Origin of the sequence: Streptomyces sp. NBC_00631 (genome assembly GCF_045206895.1) — a bacterium.
GTDB lineage: Bacteria > Actinomycetota > Actinomycetes > Streptomycetales > Streptomycetaceae > Streptomyces.
Genome location: NZ_CP107734.1, coordinates 1400554 through 1420341, shown reverse-complemented (window position 1 = coordinate 1420341; position 19788 = coordinate 1400554). Strand labels below are relative to the sequence as shown.

Annotated in this window: 17 protein-coding genes and 2 pseudogenes; 12 read left to right on the top strand and 7 right to left on the bottom strand. The window is 68.4% G+C overall.

Annotated features, from left to right (window positions below; genetic code table 11):
* The first annotated feature begins 75 nt into the window (after positions 1 to 75).
* Positions 76 to 1233 carry a tyrosine-type recombinase/integrase gene (locus OHB00_RS06685; protein ID WP_406432233.1) on the top strand — a complete coding sequence of 386 codons (1158 nt, stop codon included), beginning with the start codon at positions 76 to 78 and terminating at the stop codon, positions 1231 to 1233.
* A 55-nt stretch (positions 1234 to 1288) separates the two neighbouring features.
* Here OHB00_RS06685 and OHB00_RS06680 read toward each other — a convergent pair whose 3' ends face one another.
* The 3 genes from OHB00_RS06680 to OHB00_RS06670 form a co-directional block, all read right to left on the bottom strand.
* Positions 1289 to 1474, bottom strand: a complete 186-nt coding sequence (locus tag OHB00_RS06680; protein ID WP_406432231.1) for a hypothetical protein — start codon at positions 1472 to 1474, stop codon at positions 1289 to 1291.
* Between the two features lie 281 nt (positions 1475 to 1755).
* Positions 1756 to 1992 (bottom strand): hypothetical protein, encoded by a 237-nt coding sequence (locus OHB00_RS06675; RefSeq protein WP_406432229.1) that lies wholly within the window; start codon positions 1990 to 1992, stop codon positions 1756 to 1758.
* 248 nt (positions 1993 to 2240) lie between these two features.
* Positions 2241 to 2510 carry a hypothetical protein gene (locus OHB00_RS06670; RefSeq protein ID WP_406432227.1) on the bottom strand — a complete coding sequence of 90 codons (270 nt, stop codon included), beginning with the start codon at positions 2508 to 2510 and terminating at the stop codon, positions 2241 to 2243.
* Positions 2511 to 2528: 18 nt separating this feature from the next.
* On the opposite strand from OHB00_RS06670, the gene OHB00_RS06665 reads away from it, so the two are divergent.
* A complete protein-coding gene (locus tag OHB00_RS06665; RefSeq protein WP_406432225.1) occupies positions 2529 to 2915 on the top strand; it encodes an HAD family hydrolase in 387 nt (128 codons plus the stop codon).
* A gap of 286 nt (positions 2916 to 3201) precedes the next feature.
* Positions 3202 to 3336: pseudogene (locus OHB00_RS06660) on the top strand (TetR/AcrR family transcriptional regulator); the annotation flags it as partial.
* Positions 3337 to 3750: 414 nt separating this feature from the next.
* Here OHB00_RS06660 and OHB00_RS06655 read toward each other — a convergent pair.
* A complete protein-coding gene (locus OHB00_RS06655) occupies positions 3751 to 6141 on the bottom strand; it encodes an MMPL family transporter (protein ID WP_406445631.1) in 2391 nt (796 codons plus the stop codon).
* A 153-nt stretch (positions 6142 to 6294) separates the two neighbouring features.
* Between OHB00_RS06655 and OHB00_RS06650 the strand changes: the two genes are divergently transcribed.
* Positions 6295 to 6936 carry a TetR/AcrR family transcriptional regulator gene (locus OHB00_RS06650; protein WP_406432223.1) on the top strand — a complete coding sequence of 214 codons (642 nt, stop codon included), beginning with the start codon at positions 6295 to 6297 and terminating at the stop codon, positions 6934 to 6936.
* A 59-nt stretch (positions 6937 to 6995) separates the two neighbouring features.
* The gene (locus OHB00_RS06645) at positions 6996 to 7226 is read left to right on the top strand and encodes a hypothetical protein (RefSeq protein ID WP_406432221.1); all 231 of its coding nucleotides are present in this window, start codon (positions 6996 to 6998) and stop codon (positions 7224 to 7226) included.
* 72 nt (positions 7227 to 7298) lie between these two features.
* Here OHB00_RS06645 and OHB00_RS06640 read toward each other — a convergent pair whose 3' ends face one another.
* Positions 7299 to 8252 (bottom strand): carbohydrate kinase, encoded by a 954-nt coding sequence (locus tag OHB00_RS06640; protein WP_406432219.1) that lies wholly within the window; start codon positions 8250 to 8252, stop codon positions 7299 to 7301.
* A gap of 121 nt (positions 8253 to 8373) precedes the next feature.
* Positions 8374 to 11307, bottom strand: a complete 2934-nt coding sequence (locus OHB00_RS06635; protein WP_406432217.1) for a GH32 C-terminal domain-containing protein — start codon at positions 11305 to 11307, stop codon at positions 8374 to 8376.
* A 262-nt stretch (positions 11308 to 11569) separates the two neighbouring features.
* Here OHB00_RS06635 and OHB00_RS06630 point away from each other — a divergent pair, with 262 nt between their 5' ends.
* The 5 genes from OHB00_RS06630 (at position 11570) to OHB00_RS06610 (ending at position 17443) form a co-directional block, all read left to right on the top strand.
* Positions 11570 to 12604 (top strand): LacI family DNA-binding transcriptional regulator, encoded by a 1035-nt coding sequence (locus OHB00_RS06630; protein ID WP_406432215.1) that lies wholly within the window; start codon positions 11570 to 11572, stop codon positions 12602 to 12604.
* Positions 12605 to 12746: 142 nt separating this feature from the next.
* Entirely contained in the window at positions 12747 to 14048 is a 1302-nt protein-coding gene (locus OHB00_RS06625; protein WP_406432213.1) for an extracellular solute-binding protein, read from the top strand.
* Between the two features lie 77 nt (positions 14049 to 14125).
* Positions 14126 to 15052, top strand: coding sequence for a carbohydrate ABC transporter permease (locus OHB00_RS06620; protein ID WP_406432211.1), 927 nt, complete (start codon positions 14126 to 14128; stop codon positions 15050 to 15052).
* A 1-nt stretch (position 15053) separates the two neighbouring features.
* Complete coding sequence (locus OHB00_RS06615) at positions 15054 to 15929, top strand: carbohydrate ABC transporter permease (RefSeq protein ID WP_406432209.1); 876 nt, start codon at positions 15054 to 15056, stop codon at positions 15927 to 15929.
* A 38-nt stretch (positions 15930 to 15967) separates the two neighbouring features.
* On the top strand, positions 15968 to 17443 hold the full coding sequence (locus tag OHB00_RS06610) for a glycoside hydrolase family 32 protein (protein WP_406432207.1): 1476 nt from the start codon (positions 15968 to 15970) through the stop codon (positions 17441 to 17443).
* Positions 17444 to 17735: 292 nt separating this feature from the next.
* Here OHB00_RS06610 and OHB00_RS06605 read toward each other — a convergent pair.
* Positions 17736 to 18497: pseudogene (locus tag OHB00_RS06605) on the bottom strand (acyl-CoA carboxylase subunit beta); the annotation flags it as partial.
* Between the two features lie 20 nt (positions 18498 to 18517).
* Between OHB00_RS06605 and OHB00_RS06600 the strand changes: the two are divergent.
* Entirely contained in the window at positions 18518 to 18982 is a 465-nt protein-coding gene (locus OHB00_RS06600; protein ID WP_406432205.1) for a hypothetical protein, read from the top strand.
* Positions 18983 to 19015: 33 nt separating this feature from the next.
* A complete protein-coding gene (locus tag OHB00_RS06595) occupies positions 19016 to 19717 on the top strand; it encodes an SDR family oxidoreductase (protein ID WP_406432203.1) in 702 nt (233 codons plus the stop codon).
* Positions 19718 to 19788: the final 71 nt, after the last annotated feature.

The following is a 19788-nucleotide window of genomic DNA, read 5'->3' as shown; positions in this document are numbered from 1 at the left end:
TCCCAGGTCAGGGCTATCGCACACCCTCGGACGTCAGCAAAAGGTCAGCATCGGACGCCGAGGAGTCAGCACCACATGGCGGCACCCAAACTCGCCCGCGGGATGGGCACCTTCTTCAAGGACTGCGAGCACCCCGAGTCCCGTTGGTCGAAGTGCCCGCACGAGTACACGATCCGCTACCGGAACCCGGCGGGCAGGCAGACCGAGGAGTCCGGCTTCGCGAGGCAGGACCGGGCGATCGAGCGTTTGACGGAGATCTACAACGAGAAGAGGGCGGCCTCGGCGCGCTCCCAGTCGAAGGCCGAGCGCATCCAGAAGTACGGGACGATGCGCTTCGAGGAGTACACCGAGGAGTGGAAGGCCGGGCAACGGCACTTGGCCGTCTCGTCGCTACGACACCTCGACTCACTCCTGGAGCATCACCTCTACCCGGCGCTGGCCAGCCGACGGATGAACTCCTTCGACCACAAGGTGGTCGACGGTTTCATCCGCACGATGGAGCGCGCGGGAGCGGGACTGGCCACGCAGGCCAACGCCTTCGACAAGCTGCGCGCGATTCTCCTCGACGCACATCGCCTCGGCATCTACTCCGAAAACCCCGTGGCCGGCGTGAAACCGCCGCAGTATGACCCTGCTCGGGCGGTGATCCCGTCCCTCGAACAACTCCACGCCATACGAACCGCAGGTGACGACGCATTCACGCTGATCGTCGATCTCATGAGCGGCTGCGGTCTGCGGAACGGCGAGGCGGCCGCGGTGAACCTCAAGAACATCGTGGCCGACGACGTGTACCGGGTCTCGGAGCAGGTCATCCTGTCGACCCGCCGGTACGGACCGCTCAAGCACCGCAAGGCGGGGGACTACCGTGACGTGCCTCTGCCCGCACGAATCAGGGAGACGATCGAGTGGTACGCCGAGAAGTACGGCACGGTCGACGGCTACCTGCTGCGCCAGCAGACCAACCCCCGTCAGCCTTATCCGCATTGGGGGATGGACAACCAGTGGCGGCGGATCAGGGCATCGGGCCGGGTGGACATCCCGGAAGGGATGGTTCTTTACGGCAACCGCCACTTCTACGCGTCGAACTGCCTGAGCAACGGGATCCCGATCACGGATGTCGCCGAGTGGATGGGGCACAAGAGCGTCGACGTCACGTTCAAGATCTATCGCCATCTCCTGCCGGGGTCGATCGGCAAGGCGGCGCAGCTGCTGGACATGGCACTCGCGGCCTGAAGTGACAGCGGGTCCTGACCGCGCCGCGGTCAGGACCCGCTCAAAGTGGGCGGGGTCAGCCAAGCTTTTGCTGCTGAGCCCAGGCACATACATCGCTGATCTTGAACTGCAGTTTCGCACTGCGGCCGGCCCCGAACTTGTAGGGAGTGAGCCCCAGTTTGGGCGCATCCCGGTAAACCCACGTGATCGACATGTTCAGGTACTCGGCGGTCTGCTTGGCGTTCATGAACTGCGTGGGCATGCAAGGTCCTCAAGGTCATACGGGTCGACTGCAAGGACTGAGCCTCCGCCGGAGACCACGGTTTGCCGAGGCAGCGGATCGAGTGGTAGGGAAAAGATCCTCGTGGTCTCCAAGCACCGTCATCTGAGCCCTTGGCTCAGGCCGCCGCTGAGTAGGTGACTCGGCAGGAGGGACAGGCTCTCGTCTTTGGCCCTGCACCTTTGTTCCAGTAGCTGACCGGCAACCGCAGGGACTGCCGAAGTGCGGCCCATGCCAAGGTCATCTTGCTGCGGCGGCTGGTGTCACTCGCGGTGGACGGGAACGTTGACGTCATCCACGTTGATATGGCCCCAGCCCCCCGTCCCACGATCGACGACCTCGACGTAGACTCGCTCCCCGATATGGGGGGCCAGGTCGAACATGACCCTGCGGTACTGTTCGGTGCCGCGGCCGGTGGCCTTGGCCAGCACCTTGCCGTCGTCGGCGCGTACGACGGCCGCGAAGAGCCGGTCGGGATCGTTGCCGCCGGAGACGATCACGGTAGTTGGCGGACAGGGAGCACATGGATCCGTTCGGCCCGGCAGGTGAGGGTGTCGAGATCGACCAGTGGACCCGCGATTACCACGACAGCCAAGGACGACTTCGATGCTGCGGAATCAGCGCGCGTTTCGCGTCAAGGTAGCGCAACCGGTGGCCTGGACGGTGATGATCGGCGAGCCTGGGCTGACTGCGGACGGCTCCGCGTTCTCAGGCCTGTTGTTGGTGACTCTCCCTGCCCAGCCTCAAGTCATGGCGAGGTGGCGCCGGTGCCGGTGCCGGTGCCGGTGACCATGGGGAGGGTGTGACCGTCCGGGGTGGTGAGGGCTACCAGCCAGCGGTCGGGGGAGGGTTGGTTGGGCAGGCAGTTGAGGCGGAGTTCGGGACCGGGACCGGTGACGGACGCGGACGGGGGTGCGGCCGTCGGCCCGGACGCGGGGGCCGTGGCGATGAGTGTCCAGGGCGGGGCGGCGGGGTGGATGACCGGGACGGTGATGGCGAGGCTCGCGGGTCCGCGCACCCTACCCGTCGAGGAGACGTGCCGGCCAGCCGGAGCCTGCTCCTCAACGGCCCGCCGCCCCAGTTGATCGACAGCACGATCAGCCTCCTCCGCCATGCCGAAGCCCTACGCCTGCCGCGGGCCGTCGCCTCCGCCGCGGCCGGAGTTCTCATCCATCCCGTCATCGACCGGCTCGGCCTCGGCGCGCTCCTGCCGGTCGTGGTGACGGCCGAGTCGGTGGCACGAGGGAAGCCAGCCCCAGAGGCGTATCTGGAGGCCGCACGGCTGATCGCCCGAGCACCAAACTGGTGCCTTGCCGTGGACGACGCGCCGGACGGCATCACCTCGGCGCTGACTGCGGGCATGCGGGTCCTCGCCGTCCGAGAGGGCCTACTCGTACCCGTGCCCGGCCAGACCCAGGAGTGAGCTCGCGTTGCCTCAGGCGACCCGGCCTGAGGCAACCCGGAAACCGGGCCCACCCGACTGCTCGTCCACGTACCCGCCACATGTTGCCCCTCCCGCCCTCTGCCGCGCATCCCCCATCTGGACGCACCGGCGGCAGCCCATCCGACCGGACTGCCTCGGCTGCTCGCACCCTCGGAGTGACATGACCAGCAACGCCGTAACTGATCAAGAACCGTGGTGGATCACCAACTACCGTGGTCACGGACCAGTCCAGCGCTACAGCCACCACGACTTCACCAAGACGCGCCGCGCCATCGAGCTCTACACCATGGTGGTGGGGACGTTGCAACTGTCCCGCGCCGTCTCCGACCGGAAGCTCGCCGAAGAGGTCCTTGAACAGGGGATCGGGAACGCCCTCACCTTCATGAAATGTGGTAGGTGAGTACCGCTGCCTTACGAAGGCGCCAGGAGGAGGGTAAGGCAGCAGGTCACCGGAGGCGCGGCCGAGCGGATCGGAGCCGATTTCGCGTCGGCTATCGCCCGGAGCTGGATCATCTTCCGCCGACCGCCGTCCTCCACGCCCTGTGGAAGCCCACCGAAGTCATCAGCTTCACGGTGCTCACATCCGGCACAGGGAACCGCCGCAACGCAGCGCCAGCGGACGGGATGCCCCCGCAGAATGCCCGACCACCCCTTGGAGCCACTCGGCCGACCTCGCCGGGACAGGGCTCGAGCGACCCGCCACCGGGTCCGAACGATCAGCGTCCGAGCCCCACGAGTTGCATGCGCACGCCCTTCACGGCGTACCGTGCGAGGACTCTGGCGGTCCCGCTCGCCTCATCGTCGGGATGGTCAGTCAGTCTTTACGGGCTTTTCGGCTCGCTGCGCCGACCTGAGCGTGGCCGGCGCCTGGTGACACTTTCCGGACCGTGCGGGCCCCCTGCTGCCGGGCGGGTCCGGGCAGCAGGATCTTCTGCGCGAGCGTGTCGCCTTCGACGTCGAGGTTGGGCAGGAGCCGGTCGAGCCACCTGGGAATCCACCAGGCCTTCTCACCTGCGAGTGCCATGGTGGCCGGAATGAACGCCATACGGACCACGAAGGCGTCGATGAGGATGCCCGCCGCCAACGCCAGTCCGGCCTGCTTGATCATGGGCTGGGGGTTGAAAATGAATCCGGCGAAGACTGAGACCATGATCGTGGCCGCGGCCACCACGACGGCACCGGCGTGCGCGATACCGGAAACAGTCGCCCGGAACGGGGTGTCGCCGTGCATGCGGGCCTCGCGTATGGAGGTGACCAGGAACATCTGATAGTCCATGGCCAGTCCGTAGAGCACGCCGGTGACGATGATGGGCAGCAGGCTCACCACGGGCGCTTTGGCGTCGAGTCCGAACAGGGTCTGCAGCCAGCCCCATTGAAAGACGGCCGTGGTGATGCCGAAGGTGGCGGCGATGCTCAGCAGGAAGCCGAGAGTGGCCATGGTCGGGACTACGACGGAGCGGAAAACCAGGAGCAGCACCATCAGGGACAACCCGAGGACCGTGATGACGTAGAGCGGCAGGACGTCGGCGAGGCGGTCGGAGACGTCGGTGGCCAGGGCGGTGAAACCGGTGATGCCGATCCTGACGCCGTACCGGTCGCCGATCTGGGCGCTCTTGGCGCGTACGGCGGTTACGAGGTTCTTGGTGCCGTCGTCGTTCGGGCCGGCGCCAGGCACGAGGCCGAGCACCGCCGTGGTGCCATTGCTGTTCATGCCGGCCAGTGACACCGACACGACGTCCTTTGTGCCCTTCAGGACGGAGGCGACGGTGGTGAGAGTGGCGGGGCTGAGAGGCCGGCTGGCGTCGACGGAATGGACGACGATCATGAGGGGTCCGTTGTAGCCGGGCCCGAAGGCCGCACTGACCACGTCGTAACTCTGCCGTTGCGCGGTGTCGGGGTTGTAGCTGGCGCCGGACGGCAGGCCCATCTTCATGCCGAGAGCGGGCACGGCGAGAACCAGCGGTATCAGGAACGCCGCCACGAGAGTCGGGTACTTGTGACGCGCCACGAGTGAACCCCACACGGCGGCCCGCGTCCGCGCGGTGGAGGTGTGCTGCTGAAGCCTACTGCGGGCCGTGTCCGAACAGATGCGCTCCCCGACCAGGCCGAGCAGCGCCGGCAGCAGGGTAAGGGCGAGCAGCACCGAGATGGCAACGGTGGCCGCGGCCGCGAGGGCCATCGTGGTGAGCAGGGTGATGCCGACCACCAGGAGGCCCGCCAGGGCGATGACGACGGTCGCGCCGGCGAAGAAGACGGCGCTGCCCGCGGTGCCGGTGGCGCGCCCGGCCGCCTCGTGTGCATCCAGTCCCTGGTGGAGGATCAGGCGTCGCTGCCGGGTGACGATGAACAAGGCGTAGTCGATACCGACCGCGAGTCCGAGCATCAGGGCCAGTACCGCGGTCAGGGAGTGGATCTCGAAAACCCTGGACAGGGTGAAGGTGCCGCCCACGCCCACGGTGACGCCCATCAGCGCGATGATCAGGGGCAGCCCGGCCGCCACCAGCGAGCCCAGGGTGACCAGCAGGACGACGGCGGCCACGACAACCCCGGCCACCTCGCCGACCCCCATGATCTCGGGCAGTTCCATCATCGACGCCGAGGGAAGGACGTCGAGGTGGGCGCGGTCGGCCTGCTGCTGGGCGGCTCGCACGGTGCTCTCGATCGTCCCGGTGGGCAGCTCGTAGGTCTGTTGGTCGAACTGGAACTGCATCAGGGCGGTGGAGCCATCGGCCGAGACGATGACGCCCGGCACCGGTCGGCCGTCATCCTGCAGAGCGACCGGCGATTGGTCCGCGGCCGGTTGCCCAGCAGCCCCGGTCACCGCTGCCTGAGCCCGTACGAGTGGGCTCTTCGCACCCTTGGCCAGTTCACCGGCGAGAGCTTTGCGCGGATCAACGACGTGGTCGTGACCGTAAACCGCGTTCACGGCGGCAAGGAGAGCGACGCGGCTCTGCCCGCCGTCGATCCGTCCACCGCCTCGGACGTGAAAGGCCACCATGCCCTGTCCGCCGGCAGCTTCGGGAAGTGACTTCGCCAGGTCGTCGATGACCGCCTGGGCGGGGGTGCCGTCGATACGCACCTCATTGCTCAGCTTGGCCGGATTGACCGCCAACAGGGTGACGACCGTGCACACAACGGCCAGCCAGCCGACGACGACGTACCAGGGGCGGCCGTAGGCGAGACGCCCCAGCCGGTACAGCAACACGGACAACACCGATCTCCCTCATCTCCGCCGCAGGACGGCACCATCAAACCGATAGGACACTATCGATCTGATAGACAACTATCAAACCGGTAGCGGTCCATCACGAGGCACGGGGTCGGATAGCCTGCGGGTCCAGCAGGAGAGGAGTCGAAGATGGCGGACACCACACCCCGCTCAGGCCGCGCCCGCAGGGTCGACGCCCGGTCGAGCGCGGAGCGCATCGTCGCGGCTGGGCGGACCGTGCTCGGCGCGGGCGAAGGCTCACTGGAGCAGATCGCCGCCGAGGCAGGCGTGGGCATCGCCACGCTCTACCGACACTTCCCCAACCGGGAAGCGATAGTTCGCGCCGTCCTCGCCGACTTGCTGGAGACGGACCTCCTGCCGCTGATCACTGACGCAGAGGCCTCCAGCCACCCCCGCAGGACCCTGCTGGACATCGCCACCCGACTACTGGAACTGATCACCGAGGAACGCGGGCTCGTCTCGTTCGCCGGCAACTTCGCCGACGCCGCCGTCGAAGCCCTCCAACGGCTCAGCGACTCCCTGGGGCCCCTCCTCAAGAGCGCCCAGGAGCAGGGCGAGATCCGCGCCGACCTGACAGCAGACGACATTCCGCAGTTCCTGGTCATGGGAATCGCGGGTCTCGCGCTGCCCGGTACCGTGCCGTCCACCCGCGCACGCTTCATGGCCCTGCTCTTCGACGCACTCAACCCAGCCAGCGCCACACCACTCCCGCCCTCGCAAACGGGCAACAGTGACCTCCGCACCGCCATAAGAAACGTCACGCACAGCTGACGGCTCGCAACGGGGTGGCCGCGCCCGACGCAAACGATCAACTCCCGTGGACGTTCGATGTGGACAAGGACGACGTCGACGAGTTCGCCGAAGCCGCGGTGGTCGACGAGGCCGAAGACCGATGCCTCAGCACCATGATTGACAGTGAGGACGATGTCGGAGGTCTGCGTGCAGGCGCGGCGCTGGGCGGCAGGCCGCCAGACGACTGCGATTGCGGCGTCGGCCGGCAGGCTGCCTGCGCCGAGCGGCAGGCACGGGCAGCGCCTTCAGACTGCGGGGAAACGGTGTGATCGGTGGCGTCTTCCTTGACGCCCGGCGCAGTGGTCTGCGGTCGGCCCGTTGGTGCGTGAACCGATCATCGCCTACACCCTCATCCCCGCGCGGGGCGGGTTCGCGCCGGGGACGGAGCAGGTCAGGGCGGCGGCGCGGGCGGCGAAAATGCAGGAGTGGGTGACGTCTTCGAAGGTCAGTGTGTCGAGGCGTCCTCCGAGGTGTCCGAGGGTGGCGAGGTGGTGGAGGAGTCCGGCGGTGAAGGAGTCTCCTGCGCCGACGGTGTCGACGACGTCGACGGGCGGTGCGGGGACGGTGGTGCGATGGCCGTCGAGGGAGGCGAGGGCGCCGCGTTCGCCGAGGGTGATGACGACGAGGCGGGCGCCTGCGGCGTGCCAGGTGTCGCACGCCTGCTCGGGGCTGGTGTCGGGGAGGAGCAGGGCGAGGTCGTCTTCGCTGAGGCGAAGGATGTCGGTGAGGGTGCACCACCGGGGGAGGCGTTCGCGGTAGAGGGCGAGTGGTACGAGGTGGGGGCGGACGTTGGGATCGATGGATATCGTGGCGTGCTCGCGCGCCTGGGCGAGGTGGTCCTCTATACGGCTGCCGCCGGGTTCACGGATCAGGGCCAGGGAGCCGGTGTGCAGACAGAGGGTGTCGTCGTACGGGGTGGCGGCGAGTTCGTCGGCGGTCCACTGCCAGTCGGCGGCGTTCTCGGCGTAGAAGGTGTAGGCCGCCTGACCGGTGTCGTCGACTGCGGCGATGGCGAGGGTGCTGGGCTCGGGGGCGCTCACGCTGCCGATCAGGTCGACGCCGGATTCGCTGAGGCGGTTTCGGAAGAGGGCGCCGAAGACGTCGTGAGAGAGGCGGGCGCGGAAGCACGTGGGCGTGCCGAGCCGGGCGAGGGCGACGGCGGTGTTGGCGAGGCCGCCTCCGGGCAGGACGCGCAGGGCGAGTTCGTCCGGGCCGCAGTTGGCGGGGTTGGTGAAGGCGTCGGCGACGCACTCGCCGAGGACGGTGACCGTGCCGGGTGAGGTGGATCGAGTCATGGGAGGGCTGTCTCTCTGGGTGGGCAGTGAGGTGCCGCCCGACGCCTGCTGCCCGCTGTACGAGCTACTTCGCGCATCGGTGGGCTGGGGTCGGGCGGCTGGTCGGTAGCCGGGGTGGGCGTCAGTTCCGGCGGACGGGTACGTTGACGTCGTCGATGTTGATGTGGCCCCAGCCGCCCGTTGCCTGGTCGACGATCTCGATGTAGATCTGCTCGCCGATGTGGGCGGCCAGGTCGAAGACGACGCGGCGGTACTGTTCGGCGCCGCGGCCGGTTTCCTTGGCCAGTACCTTGCCGTCGCGGGCGCGCACGACGGCGGCGTAGAGGTGGTCGGGGTCGTTGCCGCCGGACACGAGGAGATCGACCACACCGTCTCCGCCGAGGACCACGGTGGCGGAACGCAGGACGCCGGTGGCCTGGTCGCCGCCCGTGTCGGCGTTGAAGCCCCACAGGTGGTGGCCGGTCGGGTCGTCCTGGGTTTTAGCCTGGTAGAAGGGGCCGCCCCAGCCCCAGTCGGTGCGGGCGGTGATGTCCGCGTCGCTGAAGGTCGTGCCCGAGATCACCGTCCAGCCGGTCAGGTCTCCGGTGGCGAAGTCGTGGTTCGGCAGGGCGTCGACGTTTGTCGGGCGCGGTGGGTCGTAGGCGGCCGGGGTGACCGGGGTGCCGTAGGCGCTGTTCATCGGCCAGACGTCCAGCTCCAGGACCTGGGCGGCGCCGCCCTCGGCGGTCAGCCGCAGGCCGGTGGCGTCTTTGCGGGTGGGGTAGACGCGGCTGGTGAGGCTGTTGGTTTCGTTGACGTACGCCTCCAGCATCGAGCGGTCGAGCAGAACCCTCAAGTGCAGTCTTCCGCCGTCCAGTTCGACGGTGCCACCGTGCACACCCTTGCGGGTGTCCGGGTCGAGGCTGGAGCGGCTACGGTCGATCCAGAAGCGGTGCTCGGTGGTGTCGTATGAGAGCAGTGTCCGCTCGGTGCCGTCGGGGCAGGCCCTGACCGCCAGGGTGATCGTCTTGGCGCCGCGCGGTTCGATGACGGCGCTGATGTCCAGCAGGTCGCCGGAGACCTCGGCGAGCCGGCGGTTCGCTTCCTGGACGGAGGTCTGCCGGATGCGGGCGAGCTGCTTGCCGCGGAGGCCGGCCGCTTCGGCGATGGGCTCGACGCCGAGGGTGCCGTCTTCGCGCAGCCAGACGCTGACGGGCATGCCGGCGTTGTGTGCCCAGCCGGACTGGGCATGCTGTTGTTCGCTGCGGCGGTCCTGGGTGATGCTGAAGAGCACGGAGCGGCCGTCGGGGGTGACGAAGCCGGAGGGGCCGGTGAAGTGCTCGCCGAAATCGAACTCGTCCGGCTTGTCGTGGTCGGGCGTGAAACGGCAGGTGGTCTTTTCGAAGGTGCCGATCCAGTAGTAGGTGTGCCTGACGGCGTCCGGGTTGAACGCCGACCACCACGGGCTGACCAGGAGGATGTGCTTGCCGGTGCGCTTGCCGTGGGGGCCGGGGAGGGGCAGGAGGACCGGCAGTTCCCACACTTCTCCGGGCTCGGGCACGGTGGTGAGGTCGTTGTGGTGCAGGGGACCGCGGTAGGTCCAGGGGCCCTCGGGCCTGCGGGCGGTGTGGACGAGGGCGGTGCCGCCGTACTTCTTCGTCACCTGCGTGCCGTCGTAGTCGACGATGCCACTGCCGGTCAGCTGGTACCAGACCCCCTCCTCCTCCCAGACGAACGGGTCGCGGAAGTTCTGTGCCCACGCGGTGCCGGGGCCGGCTGGGAGTCCCGCCGGGGCTTCGGTGACGGGCGTGGATCCCATGGTCCAGGTGGGCAGGTCCGTGTCACCGTCGACCGGGTAGGAGGAGACGGCGAGGCAGGTGCGCTGGCCGGAGGGCAGGCTGTCGTCGCCGCCGGTGAAGAAGAGCACCGGGCCGCGGTCGCCGTCGACATGCGCCGAACCGGACCAGCAGCCGTCCGGGGCGACCGAGTTGACGGCAGGCGCGAGGGCGATGGGCTGGTCGCGCCAGTGGACCATGTCGGTGCTGACGGCGTGGCCCCAGTGGATCTGGCCCCAGTACGGGCCGAACGGATCGTGCTGGTAGAAGATGTGGTATTTGTCCTTGAAGTAGACGGGCGCGTGCGGCTCGTTCATCCAGTGCCAGGGCGGCAGCATGTGGAACTGGGGACGATGCCGGTCACCGTCGTAGCGGCTGCGGTTGTGGACCAGGTCGGGCTGCGGTAGGCGATGGCCGGGCAGCGCCGCGATGATCTCGGCGTGCTCGTGGAGCGCGGTCGCGTCGTCCAGGGTGCCGGGGCGGATGACGAGGCTGTCCATCAGGCCGAAGTACATGTTGGCGTGGAATTCGCCGTTGATCAGTGAGGGCCGGTTGTGCCGGCCGATGAGCAGTTGTTCCGCCGATGCGAGGACGGGGGCCGTGGCTGGCGTGGTCGCGGTGCCGATCAGTCGGCCGTCGCGGTAGACGCGGAGCCGGCGGGCGTCCGGGTCGTAGGTGGCCGCCGCGTGGGTCCATCTGCCCTTCACGGCGGGCCTGTCCGCCGCTCCCCTGACCTCGATGAGGTCTGTGCCGAAGCCGAGTTGGAAGACGATCTGCCCGAAGCGGCGCAGTCCGAGCAGGAAGCCGGTCTTCGCGTCCGGGTCGTGCTGGTTGACCAGGGCCTGCGGCTTCCCGTCGATGCCCTGCTCGTAGGCGTACGGTGCGATCCACACGTCGAGGGTGAAGCCCGCGGCGAGGTCCAGCTCGCCGGGGCTGTCGGCGGTGACGACGGTCGAGTAGCCGTCGAAGTACAGTGCGCGGCCGCGCACGCCGCGACGGCGCACGGGATCGCTGTCGGGCTTGTAGCGGGCGTCATTGAAGACGTACTCGATGCGGTCGGCGGCGCCGGAGGCCATCTCGCGGGTGACCGTGCCGGCGTGCTCGTCGAACTCCCAGCGAGCGGAAGGGGCTTGGCGGGCCGACCGGCCCTGGGCGGCGGCGGCCACGGTGGCGAACGAGAGCGGGAGGAGGGTGCCGCCGACGGCGGCGGAGACGACACCGAGCGCTGTTCTTCTCTTCATGACTGGCTCCTGGGTTGAGCGGCAGGCTCGACGCGATGCCAAATCGGTTTAGGTAACAGCTCGGAATCGTTCGGCGGACGCAGCAGCTAAAACAAGAGCTAACGAACGTTGCGTTACCTGAGCGTTACTGAATGGGTGGACAAAATGGCACATAAGTGCGCTGTTTTGTATTCGAGATGTCCCTGGTGTTGACATCAGCCGACGAGCGCCGCAATCTCATCGCACCTTGCTAATCCGATTTAACAACGGAGCTGAGCCGCTGATGTCTGAACGCCGCGTGACCATGGCCGACGTTGCCCGCAGGGCAGGCGTCTCGCCGACGACCGCGTCGTTCGCCCTGTCCGGCCGCACCGACATGCGCATCTCCGCCGCCTCCCGCGAACGGGTGCTGGAGGCCGCCCGGGAGCTGGGCTACCGCCCGAACGTCACCGCGCGCAGCCTGCGGACGAAGTCGACCCAGACCATCGGCTTCGTCTCGGACCGGATCACCACGACCCCGTTCGCGGGTGACGTGATCCGCGGCGCGATGGAGGCCGCCCGGGAGCGGGAGCATCTGCTGTTCATCACAGAGGCGGGGGGAGACCGTGACGCGGAGGAGTCGCTGGTCCACGCACTGCTCGACCGCCAGGTGGACGCGGTGATCTACGCGTCCATGTTCACCCGGTACGTCACTCCGCCCAAGGAGCTGTTCGGACGGCGGGTGGTCCTGCTGAACTGCCTGGCCCCGGGTTTCGACGCGCCCTCCGTGATTCCGGACGAGCCGGAGGCCGGCCGGGACGCCGCCCGCGCCCTGCTCGCGGCCGGCCACACCGAGGGCATCTGGGCGATCGGCGGTCATCAAGCCGTGCCAGCCACACCGGAAGGGATCATCGCGGGCAACGAGCGGATGCGCGGCCTGGAGGAGGTCCTGCGCGCGGGCGGTGGCCGACTGGACGGTGTCATCGAATGCGACTGGGACACGCACGACGGCTACCGGGAAGTCTCCGCCCTGCTCACGGCCGGTCACCGCCCCCGGGCGCTGGTGTGCCTGACCGATCGGGTGTCCATGGGTGCCTACCAGGCGCTCGGTGAGGCGGGTCTGTCGGTGCCCGGCGATGTGTCGGTGGTCTCCTTCGACGACCAGGACATCGCTTCCGTGCTACGCCCGGCGCTCACCACCCTGAAGCTGCCGCACTACCGCCTCGGCCGTCTCGCCGTGGAGCTGATCCTCGGCGAGGGGGCGCTCGAAGACGCCGTCCACCGTGTGCCCATGCCGCTGCAGGAACGTGCCTCCATCGGCGCCCCTGCCGAGAGCTGAGCCGGGCATCCGCAGACCGGTTGCCCTGCCGCCCGGACCTGGACCCGGGCGGCGGGACGACCACCAAGAACAGCGACCGTCGCAACCGGTCGCACCGGCGGGTCCGGCAAGACCCGCCTCAGTGAGATGGAGGAACCTCGTGGTGTTCAGAATCAGGCGCCTCGCCCTGGCGAGTGTAGCGGCAGCGGCGGCGACCGCGCTGGTCGCCGGATGCGCGACCGGAAGTGGCGGCAGCTCGTCCGGAGCCAGTGGCGACACGATCACCTTGTGGACGCACAACGCCGGCAACTCGGCCGAGCTTGACGTCGTCAAGAAGATCATCAATGACTTCAACGGCTCTCAGAGCACGTACAAGGTCAAGCTCCAGGCGTTCCCGCAGAGCGACTACAACAACTCCGTCGTGGCCGCCGCCTCGGCCCACAAGCTGCCCTGTCTGATGGACGTGGACGGCCCCAACGTGGCGAACTGGGCCTGGGGCGGATACCTGTCCCCGATCGACGTCTCCGGCAGCCAGGTCCCGCTCTCCGACCAGCTGGCCAGCACCGTCGGCCGCTACAACGGCAAGGTCTACGGATTCGGTTTCTACGACGTCGCCCTCACCTTCTTCGCCCGCAAGTCGGTACTGACCAAGTACGGCATCCGCATCCCGACCATCGACAAGCCCTGGACCAAAAACGAGTTCGACTCCGCCTTGGCCAAGCTTAAGAAGAGCGGCAAGTTCCAGTACCCCCTGGAGATGGGCACCGGCGGCAGCGGCGAGTGGTGGCCGTATGCCTACTCCCCTCAGCTGGAGAGCTTCGGCGGCGACCTGATCAACCGCGACGGATACAAGAGCGCCTCCGGCACGCTTGACGGCAAGAACTCCCTTGCCTGGGCCACCTGGTTCCGCTCGCTGGTGACCAAGGGCTTCATGGCCAAGAAGTCCGGGGCCAGCCCCAACGACGATTTCCTCAACGGCAAGAGCGCCATCCAGTGGGACGGCAGCTGGGACGCGGCCAAGAGCGCCAAGAAGCTCGGCGACGACCTCGCGATCATCCCGCCGGTCGACTTCGGCAACGGGCCCAAGATCGGCGGCGCGTCCTGGCAGTGGGCGATGAGTTCCAGCTGCTCCAACAAGGCCGGCGCGCAGGCGTGGCTGAAGTTCTCGCGCCAGACCAGGTACTTCGTCGACTACGCCAAGGCCACCGGCACCCTCCCCGGCACCGAGGCCGCCGCGAAGCAGGTCGACGGCTACCAGGCGGGCGGGCAGTTCAACGTGCTCGTCCAGTTCGCCCGCAAGTACGCGGAAGTGCGCCCGGTCACCCCGGCCTACCCGTACATCTCCACCGTGTTCGAGAAGGCGGCCGAGGACATCCTGGCCGGCGCCGATCCCAAGAGCGCGCTCGGCCAGGCCGCGAAGGACATCGACAACAACCTCAAGACGAACAACTACTACGCCGGCTGACCCGCCCCGGTCCGGCCCGGGCCCCGACCCCGCGTTGCCCGAGCCGGACCGGCTCCCCTGGAGCTACCGTGACCACCATGATCGCAGCCCTTGAACGGCTGCGTCCGGTCCGTCGAACCCGAACGACCAACGCCCGCCGCCGAGAGAGCCTCACCGCCCTCGGCATGGCCACCCCGGCCGTCGTGCTGCTGATCGTCTTCCTCGTCGTACCGGTCGCCCTCGCCTTCGGCCTGGCGTTCACCGACGCCCGGCTCATCTCACCCACCCCGGCCCGCTTCGTGGGCCTCAGGAACTTCACCCTGCTCTTCCAGGACCCGGTCTTCTACAAGTCCCTGCGCAACACCGTCTACTTCGCCGTCGTCGTCGTACCGCTCCAGGCCGGGCTCGCCCTGGTGCTGGCACTGCTGGTCAACGCGGAGGTGCGGGGCGTCAACTTCTTCAGGACCGTCTACTTCCTGCCGGTCGTCACCTCAATGGTGGTCGTGTCCATCCTGTGGACCTTCCTCTACCGGCAGGACGGCCTGATCAACCGCGTCCTGTCGGCGCTCACCCTCGGCCATGTGCACGGCCCGGACTGGCTGGGCGACCCGGCCACCGCCATGCCCGCCATCATCCTGATGTCGGTGTGGCAGGGCGTCGGCTTCCACATGATCATCTGGCTGGCCGGCCTGCAGACCATCCCCGCCGAGCTGTACGAAGCAGCCGACCTGGACGGGGCCACCCGCTGGGACCGCTTCCGCCACGTCACCTGGCCCGGCCTGCACGACACCCGCACCTTCGTGCTGGTCACCATCACCATCTCGGCATTCAGCCTGTTCACCCAGATCCGGGTGATGACCCAGGGCGGCCCGCTCGACTCCACCACCACCGTGGTCTACCAGGCCGTGCACACCGGCTACGACCAGCAGCAGACCGCCTACGCGTCCGCGATCTCGCTGGTCTTCTTCGTCCTCGTGCTCGCCGTCTCCCTCATCCAGCGATTCCTGACCCGGGAGAAGGACTGACATGGCCTCCCTCCGCCCCAAGCACCTCGCCGGTCACGTCGGCAGAGTCGTACTCGCCCTGGTCTTCGTGCTCCCGCTCGTCTTCATGTTCGTCTCGTCGTTCAAGGCGGACGGCCAGATCTTCGGCGACCTCGGCTCCGTACGCGCCTTCCTGCCGGTCGGCGCCCTGTCCCTGGACAACTACACCGGCGTCTTCGACCGCGTCCCGGCAGCCCGCTTCCTGCTGAACTCCGTGCTGATCTCCTCGGTCACCGTCGTCCTCGGCATCATCGTCAACAGCCTCGCCGCGTTCGCCCTCTCACGGATGCGCTGGCCCGGCCGCAAGGTGGTGCTGACCGCGATCATCGCCACCCTCATCGTGCCGTTCGAGACCTTCGCCCTGCCCCTGGTGTGGTGGGTCAACCAGCTGCCGCTGCTCCGCGTCAACGGCTTCCACCTGGAGTGGACCACCGGCTGGATGGACACCTACCAGGTACAGATCGTGCCGTTCGTCGCGAACGCCTTCTCGATCTTCTTCTTCCACCAGTACTTCCAGAGCATCCCCAAGGAACTCGACGAGGCGGCCGTCGTCGACGGCGCCGGCTGGTTCACCATCTACCGGCGCATCGTCATGCCGCTGTCCGGCCCGGCCATCGCGACCGTCGCCATCCTCACCTTCCTGCCCGCCTGGAACTCCTACCTCTGGCCGCTCATGGTCGTACAGAGCGAGAACCTGCGTCCGGTCATGGTGGGCATCTCCTACTTCTTCCAGCTCAACGTGGGCTGGGGCCAGGTCATGGCCTACTCCTCCATGATCACCGTGCCCATCCTCGCCCTGTTCGTGGCCTTCCAGCGGTCGTTCGTCAACAGCATCGCCTCCACCGGCGTCAAGGGCTGACCCCGCTCTCACTGCCCCCACACCGAAAGGACCCCTGCGTGTCCGTCCTGCCCGCAGACCCCCACCTGCCCGCCGCACACCTGCGCCCGCCCCGCAACTGGATCAACGACCCCAACGGGCTGGCCTACCACGACGGCCACTACCACGTGTGCTTCCAGTACAACCCGTACGGGCCCGAACACGCGAACATGCACTGGGGCCACTTCCGCAGCCCAGACCTGCTCACCTGGGAAGAACTCCCCGTCGCCCTCACCCCCACACCGGGCGGCGAGGACGCCGACGGCTGCTTCTCCGGCAACGCCGTCTCCGACGGCGACCGCATGGTCGCCTTCTACTCCGCCTTCCGCACCGACCGCTGGGCCCAGCCCGTCACCACCGCCGAATCCCTGGACAACGGTGTCACCTGGACACCTCGCGGCAGCCTGCTCATCCCCGAACCGCCCGAGGGCACCACCATGTACCGCGACCCGTACGTGTGGCGGGAAGCCGGCCGCTGGCGCATGCTGGTCGGCTCCGCCCAGGCCGACAGCCGCGCGGCAGCCCTGCTGTACGAGTCCCTCGACCTCGAACAGTGGGCATACCGTGGGCCGTTCCTGGACCGAGCCCCGCAGGCAGTGGCACCGGGCGCCGACACGGGACTCGGCTGGGAATGCCCCCAGTACCTGCACGCCGGCGGACGCGGTGCCCTGATCCTCAGCGCCTGGGACCCCGAGCGGGGACCACGCCGGACCGTGGTCTACTCCGGCCGCGAGCAGGACGGCCACTTCCTCGCCGACGCCCCCACCCTCCTCGATCACGGCCCCGACTTCTACGCCCCGGCGCTGCTGCCCGCCCCGGACGGCCGGTGGCTGCTGTGGGGCTGGTCATGGGAAGCCCGCGACCCCGCATGGGTACGCGAGGCCGGCTGGGCCGGACTGCTGACCCTGCCACGCGAGGTAACCCTCACCGAAGACGGCACCGTACACCAGCAGCCGGCCACAGAACTCCTCGCGCTGCGCGCGGGGCGTGCCGTGACTACGACCGGGAAGACCGCGGGACCGGCCGTCCTCGGTACGGTCGGCACGAGCTTCGACCTGACAGCCCGCCTGGAGGCTCACACCGCCGGGACGGCGGCGGGGCTACGGCTGGTGACCTCCGCCGACGGCACCGAGTATCTCGACATCAGCCTCGACCCGGCCACCGGTGAACTCGTCGTGGACCGCGACCACGCCTCCCTCGACCCGCGTGCGCACGGCGGCACGTACCGCGTCCCGATGGCGCCCGGCGCCCCCGTCGAATTCCGCGTCGTGGTGGACCGTTCCGTGGCCGAGTTCTACCTGCCGTCGGGCCGGACGCTGACCCTGCGCTTCTATCCGACCGGCAGTGCTCCCTGGCGGATCGAGGCTCGTGCCGGAGATGCAGGCGGACTCGGGTACACGGTCGAGGCGTGGAACCTACGGCCCTACACGACGAGGTACGCGGACGACGCGAGCGCTGAGTCCTCGCTCACCGACGTCGGTCTCGTCCACCCCTGATCCTGTGACCGCGCCCGAGACTCCTGGTCCCCTTCTCCAGGCCCGGAACGACCGTTTCCTCCCCTTGATTAGGGGCCCGATTGGAGGGTTGTCGCCAGGCCCCCGAGCAGCGGCAGACGGGCCTACGCCGACCTGACTGTGGCACGGGCAAGATCTGCAACGGCTTCACCCATCCCTAGGTCGTCATGGGACGGGGCGTGCCATCGCGGACACTGGTGGCCGTACGCGCGTCACCACCTACGGAACACTTCGCGCCTGTAACCCTCGGCCTCCGGAGTGCGAACGACAGCTGCAGGATGTTGACGGCGCTCTGGGCGCCCGTGACGGGGATCTGGGCGGTGGGCCAGGCGAGGTTGAGGTCGGCGCCCAGGTGCTTGGAGCCCATGACGTCGTAGGCGCCGCCGAAGGCCTTGCGGGTGATGACGGTGATGAGGGGGACGGTGGCCTCGGCGTAGGCGTAGATCAGCTTGGCGCCGCGGCGGATGATGCCGTCGTGCTCCTGGTCGACGCCGGGCAGGAAGCCGGGGACGTCGACGAAGGTGATGACCGGGACGTTGAAGGCGTCGCAGGTGCGGACGAAGCGGGAGGCCTTCTCGCTGGCCTTGATGTCCAGGCAGCCGGCGAACTGCATGGGCTGGTTGGCGACGATGCCGACCGGGTGGCCCTCCACGCGGCCGAAGCCGGTGACGATGTTCGGGGCGAACAGGGCCTGCGTCTCGAAGGACTCGCCGTCGTCGAGGACGTGTTCGATCACCGTGTGGATGTCGTACGGCTGGTTGGCGCTGTCCGGGACCAGGGTGTCCAGCTCGCGGTCCTCGTCGGTGACGGCGAGGTCGGCCTCCTCGGGGAAGACCGGGGGCTCGGAGAGGTTGTTGGACGGCAGGTAGGGCAGCAGCTGCTTGACGTACTCGACGGCGTCCTTCTCGTCGCCGGCCGTGTGGTGGGCCACGCCGGAGACGGAGTTGTGGGTGCGGGCGCCGCCCAGCTCCTCGAAGCCGACGTCCTCGCCGGTGGCCGTCTTGATGACGTCGGGGCCGGTGACGAACATGTGGGCCGGACAACGCCCAGCACGCGGTGACCCCGCTATCGCTGGCTGCCTTGCGGGTGCCCGCCCGAGCCGGCTTCACCCTGCCGCCCGCGCTGGCCAACAATGCCACCGCCACCCTTCCCGGGCTGCGCTGGGTGGTCACCTGCTTCTTCAGCGCCCGGCGCTTCGCGGACGCCATACCGATGATCGAGGACATCGCGGGGGAACTGCTCGACGCGACACAGGCCCGGATCGACTCGACGGGCAGCTGTGTTCTGCTCGCCGCCTTCGCCCAGCCGCTGCCGTGCCGGGTGCTGATGGAGCTGCCGGGTATCCGGGGCATCGCTCCGGCCACGTTGATCCGCCGGGGCGACGCCGCACTGGAGCCGTTCTACCGACGGGCTGTCGTCCTCCTGATCGTGAATCAACCTGAGTCCAGCTGGTGTGGGGTCCTGGGAAGTAATTTCCTGGCTGAACTTGCGTCTGGAAACCGATCGGTTTACGCTCGTTGAAACTGATCGGTTTCTCATTCTGTGGAGACAGTCATGACCGCTTTGAAGGACGCGCACGTCTTCGTCACCGGCGGCAGCCGGGGCATCGGCAAGGCGCTGGTGGAGGAGCTGTACGCGCGCGGGGCCGGCAAGGTGTACGCCACCGCCCGTGACCCGCGCACGGTGACGCACCCGGACGCGGTCCCGGTGGCCCTGGAGGTCACCGACCCCGCCTCCGTTACGGCGGCCGCCGCACAGGCGCAGGACGTCACCGTGCTGATCAACAACGCCGGCGCCTCGGTCGGCGCCTCCTTCCTCGACTCCCCGGTCGAGGACGTGCGCCGGGAGTTCGAGACCAACTTCTACGGCCCGCTCCTCCTCACCCGCGCGTTCGCGCCGGTCATCGAGGCCAACGGCGGCGGCCACCTCCTCAACGTGCACTCCGTGCTGTCCTGGATCGCACTCAGCGGCTCCTACAGCGCCTCCAAGGCCGCCCTGTGGTCACAGACCAACTCCCTGCGCCTGGAACTCGAACCGCGCGGCATCACGGTGACCGGACTGCACGTCGGCTACGTCGACACCGACCTGACCGAAGGCGTCGACGCACCCAAGTCCGACCCGCGCCATGTCGCCGCCCTCGCCCTCGACGGCATCGAGACCGGCGCCCACGAGGTCCTCGCCGACGACATCTCCCGCCAGGTCAAAGCCGGCCTCGCCGGCGACCTCACCGCCCTGTACCCCCAGCTGGCCAAGTAGGCCGCGGACCACAGTGAGGGGCGTGGCCGCGTGTCACCCCGCCTGCCTGACCGTGTCCACATCCCTCATCC